This window comes from Capnocytophaga sp. oral taxon 336 str. F0502, from assembly GCF_000411575.1.
GTDB lineage: Bacteria > Bacteroidota > Bacteroidia > Flavobacteriales > Flavobacteriaceae > Capnocytophaga > Capnocytophaga ochracea.
On record NZ_KE150489.1, the window covers coordinates 514,073 to 534,950 of the forward strand.

Annotated in this window: 12 protein-coding genes; 4 read left to right on the forward strand and 8 right to left on the reverse strand. The window is 39.2% G+C overall.

The features are described 5' to 3' along the window. The first annotated feature begins 582 nt into the window (after positions 1–582). Positions 583–1,533: a methionyl-tRNA formyltransferase gene (gene fmt, locus HMPREF1528_RS05655; protein ID WP_016478991.1), complete on the forward strand. Its 951-nt coding sequence runs from the start codon at positions 583–585 to the stop codon at positions 1,531–1,533. A gap of 57 nt (positions 1,534–1,590) precedes the next feature. Here fmt and HMPREF1528_RS05660 read toward each other — a convergent pair whose 3' ends face one another. The 3 genes from HMPREF1528_RS05660 to HMPREF1528_RS05670 all read right to left on the reverse strand — a co-directional run bounded on the left by HMPREF1528_RS05660 (position 1,591) and on the right by HMPREF1528_RS05670 (position 7,780). Continuing rightward, positions 1,591–2,718, reverse strand: a complete 1,128-nt coding sequence (locus HMPREF1528_RS05660) for an aminotransferase class I/II-fold pyridoxal phosphate-dependent enzyme (protein ID WP_016478992.1) — start codon at positions 2,716–2,718, stop codon at positions 1,591–1,593. Between the two features lie 12 nt (positions 2,719–2,730). Continuing rightward, positions 2,731–4,761 carry a hypothetical protein gene (locus HMPREF1528_RS05665; RefSeq protein WP_016478993.1) on the reverse strand — a complete coding sequence of 677 codons (2,031 nt, stop codon included), beginning with the start codon at positions 4,759–4,761 and terminating at the stop codon, positions 2,731–2,733. A gap of 142 nt (positions 4,762–4,903) precedes the next feature. Then, on the reverse strand, positions 4,904–7,780 hold the full coding sequence (locus HMPREF1528_RS05670; RefSeq protein WP_016478994.1) for a TonB-dependent receptor: 2,877 nt from the start codon (positions 7,778–7,780) through the stop codon (positions 4,904–4,906). Between the two features lie 280 nt (positions 7,781–8,060). Between HMPREF1528_RS05670 and HMPREF1528_RS05675 the strand changes: the two genes are divergently transcribed. Beyond that, complete coding sequence (locus HMPREF1528_RS05675; protein WP_016478995.1) at positions 8,061–9,380, forward strand: sugar MFS transporter; 1,320 nt, start codon at positions 8,061–8,063, stop codon at positions 9,378–9,380. A gap of 86 nt (positions 9,381–9,466) precedes the next feature. Here the strand turns inward: HMPREF1528_RS05675 and lysS are convergent, their stop codons facing one another. From lysS to HMPREF1528_RS12610, 5 genes are all read right to left on the reverse strand, one after another. Next, positions 9,467–11,155 (reverse strand): lysine--tRNA ligase, encoded by a 1,689-nt coding sequence (gene lysS, locus HMPREF1528_RS05680; protein ID WP_016478996.1) that lies wholly within the window; start codon positions 11,153–11,155, stop codon positions 9,467–9,469. Positions 11,156–11,546: 391 nt separating this feature from the next. After that, positions 11,547–12,872, reverse strand: a complete 1,326-nt coding sequence (nhaD, locus tag HMPREF1528_RS05685) for a sodium:proton antiporter NhaD (RefSeq protein ID WP_016478997.1) — start codon at positions 12,870–12,872, stop codon at positions 11,547–11,549. Positions 12,873–12,943: 71 nt separating this feature from the next. Beyond that, positions 12,944–15,874 (reverse strand): glycoside hydrolase family 3 N-terminal domain-containing protein, encoded by a 2,931-nt coding sequence (locus HMPREF1528_RS05690; RefSeq protein ID WP_016478998.1) that lies wholly within the window; start codon positions 15,872–15,874, stop codon positions 12,944–12,946. Positions 15,875–15,962: 88 nt separating this feature from the next. After that, positions 15,963–17,339 carry a sigma-54-dependent transcriptional regulator gene (locus tag HMPREF1528_RS05695; protein ID WP_002670899.1) on the reverse strand — a complete coding sequence of 459 codons (1,377 nt, stop codon included), beginning with the start codon at positions 17,337–17,339 and terminating at the stop codon, positions 15,963–15,965. Between the two features lie 1,324 nt (positions 17,340–18,663). Beyond that, entirely contained in the window at positions 18,664–18,816 is a 153-nt protein-coding gene (locus HMPREF1528_RS12610; RefSeq protein ID WP_016478999.1) for a hypothetical protein, read from the reverse strand. 97 nt (positions 18,817–18,913) lie between these two features. On the opposite strand from HMPREF1528_RS12610, the gene HMPREF1528_RS05700 reads away from it, so the two are divergent. Both HMPREF1528_RS05700 and HMPREF1528_RS05705 read left to right on the forward strand, forming a co-directional pair. Next, positions 18,914–19,585 (forward strand): response regulator transcription factor, encoded by a 672-nt coding sequence (locus HMPREF1528_RS05700; protein ID WP_009411863.1) that lies wholly within the window; start codon positions 18,914–18,916, stop codon positions 19,583–19,585. A 2-nt stretch (positions 19,586–19,587) separates the two neighbouring features. Further along, complete coding sequence (locus HMPREF1528_RS05705; RefSeq protein WP_016479000.1) at positions 19,588–20,862, forward strand: sensor histidine kinase; 1,275 nt, start codon at positions 19,588–19,590, stop codon at positions 20,860–20,862. Positions 20,863–20,878 lie beyond the last annotated feature (16 nt).

A 20,878-nucleotide genomic window follows, 5' to 3' on the forward strand; every position in this document is an offset into this window, starting at 1 on the left:
CAACAATGATAAAAATGTTAAAAACGGGGTTTCGAAGCGAAAGAAAGGGAAAAGGCAATAGGCCTTAGGCCATAGGCACTAGGGGGGAGTGTGAAGGAAAAGAGAATTGACGGGTCGGGAAATTAGAGAATTAGCAAATTTGGAAATTAGTAAATAGAGTGAGAGGTTCTGGACTATAGGCCATAGGCATTAGGAGGAAGTATGACGAAAAGATAATAGACGGATCGGGAAATTAGAAAATTAGCAAATTTGGAAATTAGCAAATGGAGTGAGAGGTTCTGGACTATAGGCCATAGGCACTAGGAGGGAGTATGACGAAAAAGGGGAAATTAGTGACGGGAAAGGCGAATGAAAAATGGAATTTTGTTATATTGAATTGATGTTATTTAACTCTAAGGGGCAAAAGAAGAACCAATAATAACTCGTATTAAAAGTTTTACTACAAAAAACTTTACTATTAATACCAAATTTTATATTTTTGCGCAAAATAAATCAGAGCTAAAAACAAGCTCATCGCTTAACTGAAATAAGAAAATGAGCTTCTGAGACAATTAAAAGATTATAAGGTAAAAGGTAAAAAAGATGACAAGTGATAAAATGAGAATTGTATTTATGGGGACACCTGACTTTGCTTTGGCGTCGCTAAAAGCATTAGTAGAGAACCATTACAACGTAGTAGGTGTAGTAACGGTAGCCGATAAACCTTCGGGACGCGGACAGAAGCTACACCAGTCGCCAGTGAAACTCTATGCCGAAAGCAAAGGGATACCAGTGTTACAACCCATAAAACTAAAAGATGAAACTTTTGTAAATGCACTGAAAGCCTTACAACCCGATTTGCAAATAGTAGTAGCCTTCCGTATGTTGCCCGAAGTGGTATGGCGATTGCCTAAATACGGCACATTCAATCTGCACGCCTCTCTTTTACCTAACTATCGAGGAGCAGCTCCCATCAACTGGGCAATTATCAACGGGGAAAAGGAAACAGGGGTAACGACTTTCTTTATAGACGAGAAGATTGATACGGGAGCTATTATCGCACAAAAGGTTACACCTATTGGGTCTCACGAAACAGCGGGCACCTTACACGACAAACTAATGGTGCAGGGCGCTGAATTGGTACTAAAAACCGTAGATAGCATTGCAGAAGGGACTTGCACTACCCAACCACAAAACAAAGAAGTAACTTTTGCCGAAGCTCCTAAGATATACAAAGAGACTTGTAAGATAGATTGGCAAGCGGAAGGAATGACAATAGAGCGTTTAGTGAGGGGAATGAGTCCCTACCCTACTGCGTGGACAGCGTTTGTACAAAAAGGAGAAGTGTTAAATGTAAAAGTATATGATGCTCTTTTCGAACCTGTCTCTCATCAATATCCTATTGGGGAACTCTTAGTAGATAAAAAGGGACTACGTGTAGCTGTGAAAGATGGTTATATACAGCTATTAGAATTGCAATTACCTGCTAAAAAACGTATGAAGACCACAGACTTGCTAAATGGGTTCAGCTTTGATAATACCACAATACTATAATGACGAGTCGTAGCACGACAGGCAATTAAAAAACTTTGGTAAAAATTGATTTTCTAATCAGATAATTGACAAACTGGCTAATTGGCTAATTAAAATATTTATCTCTTCTTCTGTATTAAAGCTGTGTAAACATATTCTCAGGCGTTCTTGTCCCGCAGGTACGGTGGGTGCTAAAATCGGTAATACGCCTATATCTTGGGCTTGTAGTACTTCGGCAAGTGCTTTCACTCGTTCATTGCCTGCTACTACTATGGCTTGAATGGCTGAATCAGAAGGAATAAAACCTTGTATTTTGTATTTGGCAATTTGCGTTTTAAAATACTGTATATTATGATGCAGTTGTTCTATTGATTTAGTTGTCTGTAAGGTCTCATATCCTGCCCTAATAGTTGCCACACTATGTGGACTCATAGCAGTAGTATATATGAAAGAGCGTGAAAAGTTCACTAAATACTGTATCACCTCATCTGAAGCTAAAACAGCAGCTCCGTGTGCTCCCAAGCCTTTCCCGAAGGTAACGATGCGGGCAAAAATTTCTTCTTCTACCCCCAATGCTTGCACCAATCCACAGCCGTGTTTGCCAAACACTCCTATGGCGTGAGCTTCGTCTACCGCTATATAAGCCCCATACTGCTTTGCTAATGTTACCAAACGCACCAAATCAGGACTATCACCGTCCATTGAAAAAACTGTTTCAGTAACGATGAGCACCGTTTTATCAGGGGAAGCAAACTTTTTTAAGAGCTTTTCTAAATCGTCTAAATCATTATGTTTAAACTTATAGGAGTTGGCTAAACTCAGTGAAATACCGTCGCGTATAGAAGCGTGACTGTAACTATCGTATAAGATAATATCACCTCGCCCTACAATACAGGAGAAGAATCCCACATTGGCATCATAGCCCGAATTGTACAAAAGAGCTGTTTCGGCGTTATGAAAATGAGCTATATAGCTTTCGGTTTCGGAAAAGATAGGCAAGTTACCCGAAAGCAATCGCGATCCTGTAGCCCCGTGAGGTGCTGTTTGTTGAGGGAGTAATTCAGAGATGCGTTTAGTAATCTCAGAATTTGTACTGAATCCTATATAATCATTGGAGTAGAAATCAATAGCAAAATGGCGTTGTTTGAGACTGCGTAAAGCATTGTGAGCCTCACGTTCAGCTAATTTTTCTTCGATGTGTTTCATTTGAATATTCTTTTATTCTTTCTCCTTTACAGGAAAGAAAAAGGCTCTGGGATGTGCTTTAAAGGCTCTCCATACGCAACGACCTAAATATTTTAGTTCAAAAGCAGGGACTTCGCGAGAACGTAAGGCTATCCATAGCGACAGACCAAAACTCACAATAAAGTTACCTAAACCGATGATGCCTATCCCTAAAATACACCAAAGGATATTCTCCAAGCTAATGATAAAATTCATACCATACAAGCCATAAGCTAAATTACCACTGGCAAAGGTGATGTGGCGTATATCGATGGGCAAACCGAAGAAATGACCTATTGCCCACGCACTTCCCATAAAGACTCCAAACCAAATATTTGAGACGACACTCGGCCACTTTTGTTGCATCCAGTTAGCAACGCGTTGCATACGTAATTTGCCAAAGAAGCCTTTAAGAAAAGGGTGTTCGGAAAGACGATAATAGAAGTTGTTAAAGTTGTTTACACTAGCTACGTTGCCTGCTATAATACCCGATAAGAACAGAAATATCCCTGCAATACAAGCGTGCAAGAATACGGGAGTGTGCCATATATTCAGGTCTTCCAAGAGATGTAAACTCTTTTTGGTAGCGATATTATAACCACTGAGATAACTCATTCCTATCGCCAAAAGCATAGACACAGGAAAAGCCCCAAACACATTGCCCACAAAGGCAATGAACTGCGAACGGAACAAACGCGTGAAGAGTGCTGAGAATTCGGTGTAGTGTTTCTGTTTTTCTTTATTGTTATCGTTGTCGCTGAGGCTCTCTAAAGTCTTAGCAATCGTAGAAGCCGTCATCGCAGGTTGCTTGGTAGCCAAAGTAGACCCTGTGAGGTAGATGAGCACAAAACCAATAGCGTAGTTTAAACTGTAGTTTAGCGCACGAAAAAAATCACTTTGGTCGGGTTGCATCGACATATAGAGTTTTACCAAACACATAAAACCCACGATAACGCCACCCCACAAAGCTGTTTTGAGCATCTTGAAGTACTCACCGGTAGTAGAAGTAATATAGTGTTCACCTGTCTTTCCAGTATAGTTCGTAATCTCGTAGGTGATGTTATAAACACTATCATCTATCAGCTTTCGAATATTGTTCTTCTTAGAATTAGTTTTCACCATATCTAAGTAGAAGGCAATTGTTTTTTCACATTTATCAGCTTCTTTTTCTATAAACAGGTAGTTATAGAGTCGCTTGATGCGTTTTATTTGCTGACGAATGAGCAAAAGAGTTTGGTTCACACTGAAACTCACCCCATATTTAGAAGTATTGGCATCAGCTTTGTTTACGAAATCCTCACACTGACCAGCTAAGATATTCAGCTGTTTGTAATCGAGTTCATGGTCTTGTATATATAAATAAGGCTTATCTTCCTTGGAAAGAGTACGTGCAAGATTGTTCAGTTCATCGTCGAGAGCGATAAAGGGGCTGTTGAGGTGAGCATATTCAGGCACCATACGGCGCACATCAGTTTGCAAGGCGAGCCCTCCCATACGTTGGGAGAGAATCATTATAGCCAAAAGGATTTGCTTGGAAGTAGTTTTGCTCTCACTATCCTCATAGAAAGTAGATACAGCAAGAATTTCAAAGAGTTCTTTCCAGTTATCTAAAGGAATTTGATTTACCCATTTCACATCGGAAGGACGGTAGAAGAGTTGGTTGAGTACGTATTGTATATTCTCTTCCGAAGGCTGGTCGGGCAAAAGCTGACGACTGATACGACGACGCAATTCTTTGAAGAAAGAAACACTGTTCAGCAGACCAGCATCAGTAAAAAGAATTACTTTTTGTTTATTAGCAAATACGTTATGGAGCTTTTCCTTGAAGAAAGCGATGCACTCGGGTTTGTGTTTGATTTCAGTGATGAGTTCATCGATATTGAGAGGAGACTTTTTATTTTTACTTTTGCGACGAAAGTAGTTCACTACATCAAACACGAAGTCAATATCTTCATAGTCTGATGAGTGCATATAAGTCTCAAAGATTTCATAAATAGATTTATATTCTTTTGCGAATCGTAACATATCTTACAATAAATAATTAAGAATTGATAAATTAGAATGGTGCAAAGGTACGAAAAAATTGTCAATCTGCTAATTTGTTAATTAAAAAAGGCTGCCCGAGTAGGACAGCCTTTTGAGTTCTTATCTTTTATTTTTCAACTTATTAGAAGTTGTAGCGTACTCCGAAGCTAAAGGTACGACCTTCGCCAAAGTACACTTGGTTTCTCACATCGATACCTTGGTAAGTTTTACTACTATCAGTGGTGTGAATGCTTGTATATGATTCAGCGATGTAATAAGTATCTAATAGGTTATAGGCGTGAGCTGAGAAAGTGAGACGTTGCTTATCAGTAAGTTGCCATCTATAAAAAGCAGAAAGGTCAAACAAATGATAAGCAGGTAATTTTATAGCTCCTTTTTCGGCTACTGTCTTTTCAGAAAAAGTACCAATATTCAAATTAGCATATAGGTTATCTATATAGCGCCAATCGATATCAAAATTCAAATTCTTCACGGGCAGTACAGTTAATCCTAAAGAAGCTGTTGTTTGAGCTGTTTGCCCTACTTTTGCCTTATCTAAGTATAGTTTGAGCTCTGCAGCCCTACCAACAGGCACCTCATTTCCTTGTAAGTCTATAGCATTACCATTCTCATTCAAAAGAGTTCCTGAGGCATCACCTTTGTAATACCAGTCACCAAATGAGAACATACCATTTAGTTTTAAGTAATCAGTAATAGTAGCTTTGAAATCTACTTCCACCCCATTGTGTATTTCTTGAACACCCAAAATATTTGCATAGCCTGTATTACTGCCACGTCCTCCTGAAGAACTTCCGAAAGTGTAAGTTTGACGAAGGAATCTATCTTTCCAAGTAGTGTGATAAAGGTTTAAATTACCACTGAAGAATTTAGATTTAAAACCATATCCAGCTTCTACTCCAAATATCTTTTCATTGGTAAGCGAAGGATTTAAATAGTTTAGATTGTTAGGATATACAGCGTTGAAGAAAGGTTGCTTAGAATAATATCCTATGTTAGCATACACATTATGCTGTTCGTTGATATTATAATTCACTCCTCCTTTGATATTATAACCTATCAAGTTTTTAAAACCTGTTTTAGTATACATTACCGAATTAGGATTTGTACTTATGGCGCGTGAAACTCCATCTTTCAAAAAGTTATCAATACGTTGGTATGACTGCATAGAGGTAGAACCTTGTAAGAAAGCTGAAAAATGATCGTCGGAGTATTCTAACTGTGAAAAAAGTCCCATCCATTTCACTTCCCCTTCACTACTATAACCTATACGATTTTCAAGAGGTTCTACTTTCTGGAAAGGATTCCAAGAGGGCTTAGTAGATACCGCAGAACGAATTACGGTAGGGGTTGCCAAATTCTTGTTGTTATTTCGTGTATTATCAGTATAACTATCGTTACCCAACAAATCAGTTACTACTTGGTAGTGATAACCATAGTAATAACGACCATCAAGCCCCATATTAATAGTAAAGTGATTATTAATCTGGTGTTGCAGGTTGGTAAGGATACCATACCAGTCGTGTGAGTTTACTGATCCATTTAAGGTAAAACCTTCACCATAACCTGTAAAAGCTCGACCTCCACCTGGATTAGCAATTGTTACGTTCTTTCCTGCTTCTCTTGGGTGTTGCATAGGGAGTAAATCATCTACTGTCTCTCCGTTGTTATAACGCACCACTTTATCGAAATCTATCTGTCCATCATCTCTACGGAAAGAATTTAAATAGTTTTTCTGAAGTGAATAAGTGGTTGTACCACTAGCAGTAGTTTTCGAAGAGATTGAATGTGCCACCCCCGATGAACTTGTTCCCATACCACGCCCTAATGATGCATATACTACAGTACTAAGGGAAGTACTTTCATTGATATTCCAATCCCAATTGAGCATTGCTACTGGTTTGTGATAAACATTTTTCTTAATGGTGTGTTCTTCACCATTTAAGTATCCCCAATCTGAATTATAGCGACGGTTGGGTTTGTCTTCTGAACCATATTTCTGATAATCAGAAATTAGCGGACTTATATTACGTTGATTATGCCATTGTGGAGCCCCTGTGAAGGTAAATTGGAAACTATGCTTTTTAGAAGGTTCATAACCTAATGCAAAATAGTAGCTATAGCCATCAAACTGAGTACCATCTACATATTTACGTCCTGCATTTTTGCTGAACAACACAGAAGCCGACCAACCAGTAAGACTCTTTCCTGTATTGTAAGAAACCGTACCTTTATATTCTTGATTAGTACCATAGTTGAAAGATATATTCCCTCCTTCTTGCATATCCGAAGCACGCAAAATGAAATTCATAGTACCACCTACCGATGCAATCGCCAACTTAGATGCGCCGAGTCCACGTTGTACCTGCATCGCGGAAGTTACATCTGAAAGCCCAGTCCAGTTACTGAAGTATACGGTACCACCTTCCATATCGTTTACAGGCATACCATTAACCATTACAGCCACATTCCTACTGTCAAAGCCTCGAATATTGATTTTAGAGTCACCAAAGCCTCCTCCCCCTTTTGTAGCATAAACAGAAGGCGTTCTATTGAGTACTTCAGGAAGTTCACGTGTACCTAATTTTTCTATAATTTCGGTAGCTTGAATAGTAGATACCGCCACAGGTGTTTTACGCTCTTGTGCAATGTCTAACAAGGTACTTTTACCTGTTACAATTACCTCTCCTAGGGTTTGTTGGTCGCTTGTAAGGGTAATTCGCACGTGCGCCTTACCATTCACAAGTTTATACGAAACTGTCTTGGTAACATATCCAAGATAAGAGAACTCTAAGGTTCCAGTAGGTGAGTCTACATTCAAGGAATACTTACCGTCCATATCAGTAGAAGCTCCTTTGGTAGTCCCTTTAACCAAAACATTTGCTCCCATTAACGGAGCGTTGTAATCACCATCAATTACTTCACCTGTAATAACTCCTTGCTGAGAGTAAAGCATTGATGTGAGAAAAAGTACGGCTACATTTAAAAACCAGCTTTTCATTATATTAGTTAAATTAGTTACGAATGGTTATGGTCAGTAGTGAGCTAAGAAATACTATTTATTCGGAGCAAAGTTACTAACTTTTTTGATATCCCCCAACAGATTTGTCAAAATATTTTCTAACATATTTATTAACAAGGATTCTACTTACACATAAAGCATTAAGTACAAGTATGTTGTACGCTTAAAGTTATGTATACAGCAAAAATAAAGTGTTAAATTTTAACTATTTTTTAATCTTTTGTAGTAGATTTGCGCTCTAAACCGAGCTCATACAGCAATGAATAGACAAAAGAAACATACCCAAGCCTTTGTTCTGGTAGCACTTTTATTCTTACTTTTTGGAGGTTTAACAGTGCTCATACAGCTTTTATTACCTCATCTTCGTGATGTGTTTCAGTTGCATTATTCCGATGCAGCCTATATTCTTCTATCTTTCTTCTTGTCTTACCTATTTTTTTCTATCCCTGCAGGTTTTATTCTCACTAAAATAGGCTATCAGCGGGGCATTATCTTAGGTCTTTTGCTTATCTCTTTGGGTGCTTTGCTCTTCTATCCTGCTGCCGGGGAACGCTTATATTGGGTATTTTTAACTGCTATCTTCGTATTAGGCTGTGGCGTTACTTTCCTACAAGTGGCTATGAACTCTTATATAGTGATTTTAGGCGACGAAGCCACTACGCCTAGCCGGCTCACTTTCTCTCAAGCTTTCAACGCTATAGGCACTACTATTGCTCCTATATTTGGAGCCGCTTACTTACTGAGCAACGAAATAAGAAAAGAAGCTGAAATAGAAGCCTTAGACACTACAGATAAGCTTATTTATTTCCGTGAAGAAACCTTTTCTATACAATTACCTTTTTTGTATATAGCCTTATGGGCACTTGCTTTAGCATTTGTTTTTGCAGTAGTTAAATTACCTTATGTTTATAGAATAAAAGAAGAAGTAAATAAAGACAGTTATTGGAATCTTCTCAAGAAAACTCCCTTACTGTTGGGGACTATAGGTATCTTCTTGTATGTAGGTGCTGAAGTAGTGATAGGAAGTTATGCAGTAAACTACTTCATCAATATGAACATCACTAAGGATATTTTAGAGAGCCCCTCTATGTGCTTTATTGTAGAAACGCTTGGCTTATTGGCAGGAAAACCTCATCTAACCTCAGCCGACCCCAAGGCTATTATAGCTGTTTTTCTCACTTTCTACTGGGGAGGTGCTATGTTAGGACGCTTTATCAGTGTTTATCTCATCAAGTGGATTGCTCCCGCCAAAGTTCTCATTGCTTTTGCTATAGTTGCCATCTCTCTTATTTTGTTTTCTATCAATACCGGTGGTTTGCTCTCAATGTGGACTTTATTAAGTATCGGCCTCTTCAACTCTATGATGTTTCCCACTATCTTTGCACTTGCTTGTGAAGGGATAGACGAACTCAAAACTCAAGCTTCAGGTATCCTTTGTACGATGATTGTCGGTGGCGGACTCTTGCCTATTCTGTACGGTTTCCTTACCGACTATATAGGTTTCCGCTTATCATTCCTCACCTTAGTAGTTTGCTACGGTTATATCGCCTTCTTTGGCTTTTACAAGAACAATAAATAATTTATTAAAGGTTAATGGTCAATAAAAAACTTAGTCAGAGTCCAAGGACTCTGACTAAGTATATAATTTGCTAATTTTCAAATTTGTTAATTTGCTAATTCCACGAACAGTTCTTCTCCTTCTTTTACTACTTTCGCTACTTTCTTACTAGTAAGACCTTTAATGGCTTTATCCCATTTCTTGTTAGAAAATGCCGTTTGTGTTTTGAGAGCATCTAAAAGCAGTCTTTCTGAGGTTTTTAAAAGCTCAAACACTACTTTCTCGTCTTCCGAAAGCTCTACTTCTTTCTTCTCAGGACGCATTTGTGGGAAGAAAAGCACTTCTTGTATGCTCTCATTATTAGTGAGGAACATTACGAGTCTGTCCATACCGATACCCAAACCTGAGGTAGGTGGCATACCGTATTCAAGAGCACGCAAGAAATCTTGGTCAATGAACATCGCTTCGTCGTCGCCTTTTTCTGAGAGTCGCAATTGTTCTTCAAAGCGCTCACGTTGGTCAATAGGGTCGTTCAATTCCGAATAAGCATTGGCAATCTCCTTACCGCATACCATTAACTCAAAACGTTCAGTAAGGTCGGGGTTGTCGCGGTGTTCTTTGGTCAGTGGCGACATCTCTTTGGGGTAATCGGTGATGAAAGTAGGCTGAATGAAGTTACCTTCGCATTTCTCACCAAATATCTCATCTATCAGTTTGCCTTTGCCCATCGCCTCGTCTACCGCAATACCGATAGACTGTGCAAAGGCTCTCAATTCGTCTTCTGTCTTTCCAGTAATGTCAAAGCCTGTGAACTGTTTAATAGCATCAGTCATCGTAAGGCGTGGATAAGGAGCTTTGAAATCTACTGTATGTTTACCAAAGGTCGCCTTAGTAGTACCATTCACGGCTATAGCGCAATGTTCGATTAAGCGTTCAGTGAAGTCCATCATCCAGTGATAATCTTTGTAAGCCACATAAATTTCCATAGCCGTAAACTCAGGGTTGTGAGTTCTATCCATACCCTCGTTGCGGAAGTTCTTAGAAAACTCATACACCCCGTCAAAACCTCCTACAATAAGACGTTTTAAGTAAAGTTCATTGGCAATACGCATATACAGCAGAATGTCCAACGCATTGTGATGGGTGATAAACGGACGTGCACTAGCTCCCCCTGGGATAGCTTGTAGTATAGGCGTCTCTACTTCCAAATATCCTGCATCGTTAAAAAACTGACGCATAGCATTGAAGAGTTTAGTGCGCTTGATAAACACTTCTTTCACTTGTGGATTTACTACCAAATCTACATAGCGCATACGGTAGCGTTGTTCAGGATCGGTGAAGGCATCGTGTACTTTACCATCGGCATCTACCTTAGGCATAGGTAGCGGACGTAATACTTTTGAAAGTAGCGTAAAGTTCTTTACCAATACGGTTTTCTCACCCATTTTAGTGATGAAGAGTGTTCCTTCAGCACCTATAAAGTCGCCTAAATCCAATAACTTTTTGAACACCTCATTGTAAAGCGTTTTATCATCGGTAGGGCACATCTCATCGCGGTTGAAGTACAATTGCATCGTGCCTTCACTATCTTGCAAAGTAGCAAACGAGGCTTTTCCTTGTACTCGCAACGACATTAATCTACCGGCTACAACCACTTGTTTACCTTCTTCATAATGGTTGGCTACGTCCTTAGAGGTAGTATCAACCGGATATAATGGAGCGGGATAAGGGTTTATCCCCAATTCTTTCAATTTAGAGAGTTTTTCTCTGCGAATGATTTCTTGTTCTGATAACATCTTTTTTAATGATTAACGCTTAATGATAAATGGTTAGTGGCTAGTGATTAAATGGAATACTTTTAGGGTGCAAAAGTACGGCGTTTTTTTGACTTACACAATAGTATTCGCAAATAAACACAACGTTCATATTTAAAGTTTTAAGAGTCTTCTCCCTTACAATCCTATTTATTCTGTAAAACAATTCTTCATAATGTGCTTTTGCTAGCAAAGATACTAAGTTATTTCTAAATGTGAACACTGTGCATTGACGTACTTTTATATTCTCTATACACCTCCCATAATACACAAAGAGAGACTAAAAAGTAACTATGCTGATGTTCACCTATAAAAAAGACTACCTAAAGAATTATATTTAGGCAGTCTTTCGTATATGATGTATCGTTTTATGCTATCCAAAAACGTGTAAAGCTTCAAAACTTACCAAAGTAAGATAGCCTAACACAAAACCTAAAAGGGCTATCCATAAGATGTTTTTCACATACCAAAAGAAATTAATCTTCTCCATACCCATAGCTACTACCCCCGCAGCCGAACCGATGATAAGCAAGCTACCTCCTGTACCAGCCGCATAGGCAATGTAGTGCCAAAGACCACTATCCATAGGTTCTTGGAACATACCCATACTAGCCGCTACTAATGGTACGTTGTCTATTACAGCAGAGGCGAAACCTAAGAGCAAAATTACTACGTTTGTACTTGGGATAGTCTCATTCAATGTTTGTGCAAAGTTGAAAAGCGTACCGATAGTTTGCAATGAAGCCACTGCCAAGAGGATTCCTAAAAAGAATAGTATGCTGGAAAACTCGATACGGCTCATCGCACGGTGAATACTGAATTTATCCTTATCAGTTGATGAAAGTTCTCTAATAGGTTTTAATTTTTCAGAAATAAACCACATAGTAGCCAATGAAAAAAGCATCCCTATATAAGGAGGTAAGTGTGTAATCGATTTAAAAATAGGTACAAAGATAATAGAGATAAAGCCTATTACCAACACAGGCATACTGCTCTTGTAAGTAATACTCTCTTCGCTGTTAGAAGTGTCTATTTTCCCTTTGAATACAGGTAAAAACGAAGCAACTAACAAAGGTACTATCAAGCATACAATAGCAGGAATAAGTACGTATTCTACTAATTTAGCAGCGGTTACTTTGTTTTTTACCCAGAGCATAGTAGTTGTTACGTCACCGATAGGAGACCAAGCCCCTCCTGCATTGGCAGCGATCACAATGAGGGAAGCATACCAAATGCGCTCTTTTTGGTCAGGTATGAGCTTACGTACAATGGTTATGAGAATAATGGTAGTAGTAAGGTTGTCGATAATAGCAGAGAGAAAAAAAGCAATAACACCTATAATCCAAAGCAATTTTACTTTGCTTCTGGTGCGAATCATCCGCTTGATGATTTCAAACCCACGGTGCATATCAATGATTTCTACAATGGTCATTGCACCGATTAAGAAGAAGAGTATTTCGGAAGTTTCAGCTAAGTGATGTCGTAGTGCTTCATCAATAGCATTACTGTTGTTAGCTATATCTACGGGTACTAACACTCCGTTGAGCACTTCTAGTACATCAAGGTTAAATACTTTAAGTATCGTCCAACAGATGACAGCCATAGCTAAGGCTGAAATGGTTTTGTCTACCTTTATTTGGTGTTCGGTAGTAATACAAAGATAGCCAATGAAAAAAATGGCAATAATCCACGCTTCCATATAATAAATTCTATTTTAAAAATTAACGTGGCGCAAATGTACTAAAACTTCTCGTTATATACCAAATCTTTTTAAAAGTTTTTATTCGCAGATAGGGCTTGGTACACCACTCCTTGTATCTTTTGGCGCACCAATCGGTTTACCAAAAGTTTATTGTCAGAAGAGGGATAAGTGCGGTTCGAGAGGATAACTATTACTATTTCATTAGTGGGGTCAGCCCACGCAAAAGTGCCTGTAAAACCGGTATGTCCAAAGCTATCCATTGGCACACAACCACAAGTAGGACCTGATTTGCCTAACTGTGGTTTATCGAATCCTAAGCCCCGACGGTTACCTTCTGGACAGTAGTTACAAGTGTTGAAGATTTTTATGGCCTGAGGTTGCAAGAACCACGTACCACCGTAATATCCTTGTTGGAGGTACATTTGCATCACTTTGGCTACATCGTCGGCAGTTCCAAAAAGTCCTGCGTGCCCACCAACCCCTCCTAAAAGAGCAGCTCCTTGGTCGTGTACGTACCCTCGAAGCTCCTGAGAACGAAAGGTCTTTTCATCTTCGGCAGGTGCAATATTTACAGGAGAGAAGCGTTGCAAAGGAAGAAAAGTAAGCTGATAAGCTCCTAAACCTCTATAAAAGTGCTTCTGAACGATTTCTTGTAGGGGCTTCTTGTTTTTTTTTTCTATGTACTTCTTGAAATAATAATAAGGGAGGTCGCTATATAAGTACTTTTTATCTTTGATAAGCTCACTCTCGTCAATTGTTTTATAAATACTGTCAGCATATCCTTCTCTAAGATATAAGTCTTTGGCTACCTCAGTAGGGAAGGAATCACTTTTGGTAGTGCTGTAATACTCAGGCGAGGGTTTCCTATCAAGATCTAAGGTTTTTCGGTAAAAAGGAATCCACGACTGGAACTGAGCATAGTGCGAGAGCACATCTTTCATTGTCATATCTCCCTTGTTTGTATGTTTGAGCTTGGGTAGCAAATCCTCAAAAGTATCTACGGGTTTGAAATCTCCACGCACATAAAGGCGCATCAGTTCAGGGAGAGTAGCCAATATCTTCGTAAGCGAAGCGAGGTCGTAAATAGTGTTGTCGGTCACTTTATTGGCTGGATTGTAATCTAAAGTACCAAAATTCTTGCGATAAACTACCTTTCCTCTTTTGGCAACCAATACCTGCATCCCTGGCGTCATCTTTTGTACTACGGCATCAAGAGCAATACTGTCTATCTCTTTTAGTTTAAGAGAATTGAGTCCCACGCTTTCAGGTAAGCCGTAAGCTAAGCGTCCTATTCTAGGAGTAGCAATTGAAGTGCCTACGGGTAAGTTAGGGTGTGCTGTTACAGGCAAAACTCCTTTGCCCTCAATAGCACCAAAGATGAGTTGAGCAGCTTTCTCTTGCGCTACTTTGTGGTTTTGGTAAGCAAATACAATAGCTTTAATAGAAGCTATATTTTTCACGTCGAGCATCGCATAGGGTCGAGTAAACACTGCGAGGATTACCTTCTTTTTCTTAGCAATATGCTCTAACCATTTCAGTTCGTTCTCTGTAAACTTGTATGCGTCCCAAGGGGTCTTATCTGGTTTGTGCAACCCGATAATAATCGTGTCAAAAGATTCAACTGCTTCATATAGCTGTGCCTCATTCTTAGGCTCAATAAGCACGGTCTCTGCGTATTTGCGTAAGGTGGAATAAAACGCCCAACCACTGTCGTTGCCAAACTTCACATAGGCTATTTTTCGCTTGTCTAAGTCTTTTATAGGCAGTATATTTTCCTTGTTTTGCCCTACCGTAATCGCATTTTCAAACAGTTCCTCAGTGAGCAAATCATCTTCTACCGTGTGCAAAGTCGAGGTTACAGTGCTTTCGTCTAGCTGTTTAAAAGATGTGAGCCCCACTTTGTATTTAGCCATTAGTATTTTCTTTACTGAATGTGCTAAACGTTCCTCACTGATGCGTTTGTTCTGGTAGGCTTTCTTCATTGCCTCAAAACCCTTAGCTACATTAGCTGGCATCAGCAAAATATCGTTACCCGCCAAGAAGGCTTCTACTTCCACTTCGCCTACGGGCAAGTATTCCGATACCCCTTTCATACCAAGTGCATCGGTAAAGATAAGCCCTTGATAACCTAATTTCTTTTTGAGTAAATCAGTAATAATAGCACTTGATAACGACGAAGGTAGCCCTGTTTTAGGTTCTAAGGAAGGAATATTAAGGTGCCCTACCATTATGCTAGCTACTCCTTCTCTGATGAGGGCTTTAAAAGGGTAAAGTTCTACCTCGTCAATACGGTTAGCGGCGAAAGATATAAGCGGTAAAGTTTTATGAGAATCTTTAGATGTATCGCCGTGACCAGGAAAGTGTTTAGCACTGCCCAACACCCCTACCGACTGCATCCCGCGAGTAAAAGCAAGCCCTTTTTGGGTTACATTCTCTTTATCCTCGCCAAACGAACGATTTCCTATAATAGGGTTATTCGGATTTGTGTTAATATCAATATCAGGAGCAAAGTTAAACTGCATACCCAATTGTTTGCAGTGTAACCCTATGCGTCTACCGGTACGTTCTACAAGATAGTTATCTTTGATTGCCCCAAGGGTCATATTCCACGGGTAAGCATAAGTAGAGTCCAAGCGCATCGCCAATCCCCACTCGGCATCCATTGCCATAAAAAGCGGAATTTTAGAGAGTGCTTGGTATTCATTAGTGAGCTTTGCCTGACGCTTCGGTCCTCCTTTGGAGAAGATAATCCCTCCAATGTAGTATTTCTTTATGAAGTCTTTTACCTCTTCGGCTTTTTTTGTGCCTATATGGCTTGAAAATACCGATACCATAAACAGTTGCCCAATCTTTTCATCAAAGCTCATTTTGTTATAGGTGTCGTTCACCCACTGCTGTTGTGCTTGGGCATCGATAGTTGTTAAAGGAGATTTATTCTGGGCAAGTGTAGTAAATAGTGATAAGTTAAAAAAAGTAATTAGTAAATAAGTCTTTCTCATTTTTTAAGATAAAAAGTAAAAGGTAAGAAATAACAGATAAGAGGCGTTTTACTTGCCTTTTACCTTGTTACCTCTTACCTTTTACCTATTAAAATTCGTCTATGTTATAGGCTTTAAGTTTGTTGTAAAGTGTTTTACGTGTAAAGCCTAACAGCTTAGCTGCTTCTGTTTTATTATTATGGGTCTCGTGTAGCGCACTAATAATGAGTTCACGCTCGTTTTCTTTGGTTGAAAAAGAAAAACGCTCGGTAGGGAAATGGCGTGTTTCGGTAATTACAGGCTCTGGCAACTCATTTTCGGTAATATAATCACCTTGTGTGAGTAAGGCAGCGCGTTTCACCGTGTTCGATAGTTCGCGCAAGTTACCTCCCCAAGTGTATAAAAGCATCTTTTGTACCGCCTTTTCAGTAAACCCTTGTACGTTCTTATGTAGCTTTTCATTTGCTTTTTCCAAGAAGTATGAAGCAAATATCATCAAGTCGTCTTTGCGCTCACTTAGCGAAGGTACTTTTATCGAAAACTCGTTCAATCGGTGATAAAGGTCTTCGCGAAACTCTCCTTTTCCTACTGCTGCCAATAAATCTTCGTTGGTAGCTGCCAATACACGAATATCAACTTCTATTTCCTTAGAACTACCAATAGGTTTAATACGGCGCTCTTGTAGGGCACGTAGCAACTGTATTTGGTTGTCATAGCTTAGGTTTCCTACCTCATCAAGGAAAATAGTACCACCATTTGCCTCTTCAAAGTGTCCTTTCTTATCGGTAATTGCTCCCGTAAACGAACCCTTTACGTGACCGAAGAACTCACTCGATGCAATTTCTTTAGGAATAGCACCGCAGTCCACCGCAATAAAAGGCTTGTTACGACGCTCACTTTTCAAGTGAATAGATTTGGCTATCACCTCTTTACCCGTACCACTTTCACCGGTAATGAGTACCGACATATCCGTAGGGGCTACCAAACTGATAAACTTATTCAGCTTTTTAGAAGCGGCACTTACACCTTCTATATATGAATTTTCGTTAGTAACAACAGGCTGAGCAGCTTTGCCAGGGCTGTTGTCCGCCTTCACATTTTCCTTCTTAGGTAACGAAGCCGTACGCGTACTGCTTTGTGCATTCTTAATAACATTCAGTACGTCCTCTTGTTGGAACGGTTTCGATATATAATCAAAAGCACCCAATTTCATTGCCTCTACCGCAGTCGATACTTCCGCATAGCTGGTCATTACCACTACAGGCAAATCTGGATATACTTCTTTCACCTTTTTCAAGAAATTGATACCGTCACCATCGGGCAAACGTAAATCAGTGAATACTAAACTTAGCGATGCATTTAGGCTTTTCTCCGCTTCTTCTAAATTATAACATCTTACTACTTCATATCCATTGCGCTCCAAAAATTTACCTAACATTTTGGAAAAAACTACATCATCTTCTACTAAAAGAATTGGATTCTTCATACTTTATATATGTCTTTTTAAATTAAAAAATATACTGTTTTTAGCCGTTCTCTCACTTATCATCATATGATAAAAATATGAACATCAGCTTTGTGCGTTTAAAAAGCGCTCTTTAAAACAGGACAAAAATTTTGCAAATATACAAAACTTTTCTAATAAACATACTATATTAATAAAAAAAGACTTTCTTTTTTCAAGAAAGTCTTTCTTCAATGCATATAATATAAATACTACTACTAACTCCCAATATTTGTTAGTACTTTAAGCTAGCTTGGCTAAACTTAAAGGAATGTCTTAAAATAGTTTAATAAATGATTGTGTTTAAACAATTAAAATTTTAGCAATGTTCTTAATATAAAAGTTGTTTCCCAACAACACAATGAAATGAAATTTAATTTTTAACAACAGTTTTGTTTAATGATTCTTATCTAACAATGTTTCTTTTAGCAATTTTTTCAGTAATTTAATTTTTAACCATTTTCTGTTTGTAACAAATCATTTATTTTATTACTATGCACAATAAGTTTTATCAACTTACGCTTACTATATAGAAAATTCCGTGCCAAAATACCGTAAATCTGTTCATAACTACATTAAAATACTTATTATCAATATAATAAGTTATTAACAACCTGTTGATAACTTGTTAGTATCCCGTGCGTAACCTGTGTACAAAGTGTGTAGTTATACACAAAACGTGTAAATATGTAACTTTTTTTACACACTATCATTCCTCAGTCCAACCCCTCCTATACAATGTCATCTCCTCCCCTTCTCTTCATCTTATTTTCATCTTAACCTCAATTCAACCATCAAATTCATCTCACAAGTGCTACTTATCCCACAAGTCTGAGTGTACAAAAGAACTATTTTCTCCACTACCCTTCTGTCAATTCTCTACTAATTGCCCGTGTAGCTCGTCTCTACCCGTTGTGCTACACCCTCACATTACCTTCACCATTCGTCCCTCGTTATTCGTCATTTCTTTACTTTCCCGTCTCTACATTCCCCCTCTTTGAGGAAGTCCGCGAGAGCGGAGTATGTGTAAGGGGGAGGTTTCTTTCGCTTCCCCGCCACCACATTTCCCCTTTGAACGGAAGTCAGCGAGAGCGGAGTATGTGTAAAGAGGAATGTTACCCCCTAGTGCCTATGGCCTAAGGCCTATCACCTATTCCTCTTTCTTTCGCCTCGAAACCCCGTTTTTACCGTTTTTAGCCTTGTTGTATTATATTATGAATCAATTATTTATATACCCTTTCTATACCAATCGTCCAAGATTCGTATAAGCTTCCTATAAGCTCTCTATAAGCTAACCCCACCCTCCTTACACCTTTTTTTCATCAAAAACGCCCTTAACCTTCTTCTGAAAATCTCCGTTTCCTTCCGAATCCTCCAATGTATCACTTTTTACGGCACACACTTTGCCAAAGTTTGAAACTTTGGCAAAGTTGATGTTCCAAAAAGTTACTTCTCTCATTTTCTCATTTTCTCATTTTCTCATTTGCTAACTAACCACTAACCATTAACCATTAATCATTTCTTCATTCGCAATTATTTATTATCTTTGCCCCCGTATGAAAATCCTGATTATAGAAGACGAAAAGGAACTGCGCCTCACCCTGCGACAGTTCCTCGAACAAGAACACTTTTTGGTGGAAACAGCGAAAGACTACCCTTCGGGGCTAGCTAAACTTGCCGACTACGACTACGATTGCATTCTTTTGGACATTATGTTGCCCAACGGTAGCGGTATGCAATTGCTCGACGAGCTTAGGGCGATGAAAAAGAACCATTCGGTGCTTATCATCTCGGCGAAAGACTCAGTAGAGGACAAGGTGCTTGGACTCGAAAAGGGCGCTGACGATTATCTTGCAAAACCTTTTCACCTCGCCGAACTCTTGGCTCGCGTCAAATCAATTATACGGCGCAAAAACCAGCAAGGTGAGGAAGTGATTACCCTCAAAAACGTACAGCTCTTCCCCGAAACCCGTACCGTGAAGGTAGGCGATACAACGCTTACTCTCAACCGAAAGGAATACGACCTGTTGTATTACTTTATCATTCGTCCTGAACGATTGGTGGAGAAAACTACCCTTGCCGAAGCCGTCTGGGGAGACTATATCGACCAAGTGGATAGCCTCGATTTTATCTATTCGCAAATAAAGAATCTCCGCAAAAAGCTCAAAACTGCCGAAGCCGAAATAGACCTGCAAGCGGTTTATGGCATTGGTTATAAATTGGTATAACTATGAAAATATCACTGAAAAACTACACCTTGCGCTACCTCACACTCACCTTTTTGCTCATCTTGGCGGTGTGGGCGGCGGTGTTCTACGCTTATATTTTAGATGAGGTGTACGACAATATCGATGACGGACTGAAAGACAAGAAGACGCTTATTATTCAAAATATCCTTCGCCACCCCGAACTGTTAAAGATAAATGAATTTGGTATCGAGGACTTTAGAGTGTACCCTTCGCAAGAAGATTTCTCCGACCACAATATTCTTAGTAATGCCTTTTTCTATATGCCTTTTGATGATGAAGACGAGCCATACAGGGTACTCAAAACCAGCTTCTACGACCGCGATATGAACCCTTATACGCTTGAAATACGCACCTCTACGGTAGAAAAAGACGATTTGCTGTTCAATTTAGCCATTGCGCTGGGGGTATTGTATGTGGTGTTGGTACTCTCAATGTATCTTGTCAATCTGTTAGTTATCAATAAAATATGGAAGCCTTTCAAGGGGATACTCACAGCTATTCGCCAATATGAAGTAGGGAATAAAAACAAACTACAGCCCATCGTTACCGATGTAATTGAGTTCAACGTGTTGCACGACAATATCCAGCAAATGTGGCAACGCAACGAAGTGGTATTTGAAGAACAGAAAGTGTTTATTGAGAACGCTTCACACGAATTGCAAACACCCTTAGCTATTACCCTCAACAAATTAGAACTATTAACCGATGACCCTTCACTGACCGAAAAGCAATTAGTTCAGCTCAGCGAAGTCAAGCAGTCACTAATGCGAATGACTCACTTAAACAAGTCGCTACTGATGCTCACCCGCATAGAAAATCACCAATACAAGCAAGCCGAGAGCATATCGTTTCAAGCACTCACAGCAACTATTATAGAAGATCTCAGTGATTTAATAGCCTTTAAAGAATTGGAAATTACGGTGAAAGAAGATAGTGATTTTCAAGTGGAAATGAATAAGGATTTGGCAACGGTACTCGTGTCGAACTTATTGCGTAATGCCATTAAATACACCGAAAAGGGAAGGGAGATACAAGTCCGTTTAGAAGAAAACTGTTTTCAAGTGAAGAATACTGCCAAAGACGGAATACGCTTACACCCCAACAAGATTTTTCAGCGCTTCCACAAAGGGCAACAGGACGCTACTTCCACCGGCTTAGGCTTAGCTATTGTAAAGTCTATTGCCGATAGTTATCAATTGCAGGTGAAGTATAGTTTTGAAGAGGAAATGCACTGTTTTACTTTAAAGAAGAAATAAAAAACAAAGGCTGTCC

What these genes read in the sequence shown, in the direction of transcription:
- HMPREF1528_RS05705 (WP_016479000.1), top strand. Translation starts at nt 19,588, where the DNA reads ATGAAAATATCACTGAAAAACTACACCTTGCGCTACCTCACACTCACC.
- HMPREF1528_RS05690 (WP_016478998.1), bottom strand. Translation starts at nt 15,874, where the DNA reads ATGAGAAAGACTTATTTACTAATTACTTTTTTTAACTTATCACTATTT.
- HMPREF1528_RS05670 (WP_016478994.1), bottom strand. Translation starts at nt 7,780, where the DNA reads ATGAAAAGCTGGTTTTTAAATGTAGCCGTACTTTTTCTCACATCAATG.
- HMPREF1528_RS05675 (WP_016478995.1), top strand. Translation starts at nt 8,061, where the DNA reads ATGAATAGACAAAAGAAACATACCCAAGCCTTTGTTCTGGTAGCACTT.
- HMPREF1528_RS05665 (WP_016478993.1), bottom strand. Translation starts at nt 4,761, where the DNA reads ATGTTACGATTCGCAAAAGAATATAAATCTATTTATGAAATCTTTGAG.
- lysS (WP_016478996.1), bottom strand. Translation starts at nt 11,155, where the DNA reads ATGTTATCAGAACAAGAAATCATTCGCAGAGAAAAACTCTCTAAATTG.
- HMPREF1528_RS05695 (WP_002670899.1), bottom strand. Translation starts at nt 17,339, where the DNA reads ATGAAGAATCCAATTCTTTTAGTAGAAGATGATGTAGTTTTTTCCAAA.
- fmt (WP_016478991.1), top strand. Translation starts at nt 583, where the DNA reads ATGACAAGTGATAAAATGAGAATTGTATTTATGGGGACACCTGACTTT.
- nhaD (WP_016478997.1), bottom strand. Translation starts at nt 12,872, where the DNA reads ATGGAAGCGTGGATTATTGCCATTTTTTTCATTGGCTATCTTTGTATT.
- HMPREF1528_RS05660 (WP_016478992.1), bottom strand. Translation starts at nt 2,718, where the DNA reads ATGAAACACATCGAAGAAAAATTAGCTGAACGTGAGGCTCACAATGCT.
- HMPREF1528_RS12610 (WP_016478999.1), bottom strand. Translation starts at nt 18,816, where the DNA reads ATGAGAGAAGTAACTTTTTGGAACATCAACTTTGCCAAAGTTTCAAAC.
- HMPREF1528_RS05700 (WP_009411863.1), top strand. Translation starts at nt 18,914, where the DNA reads ATGAAAATCCTGATTATAGAAGACGAAAAGGAACTGCGCCTCACCCTG.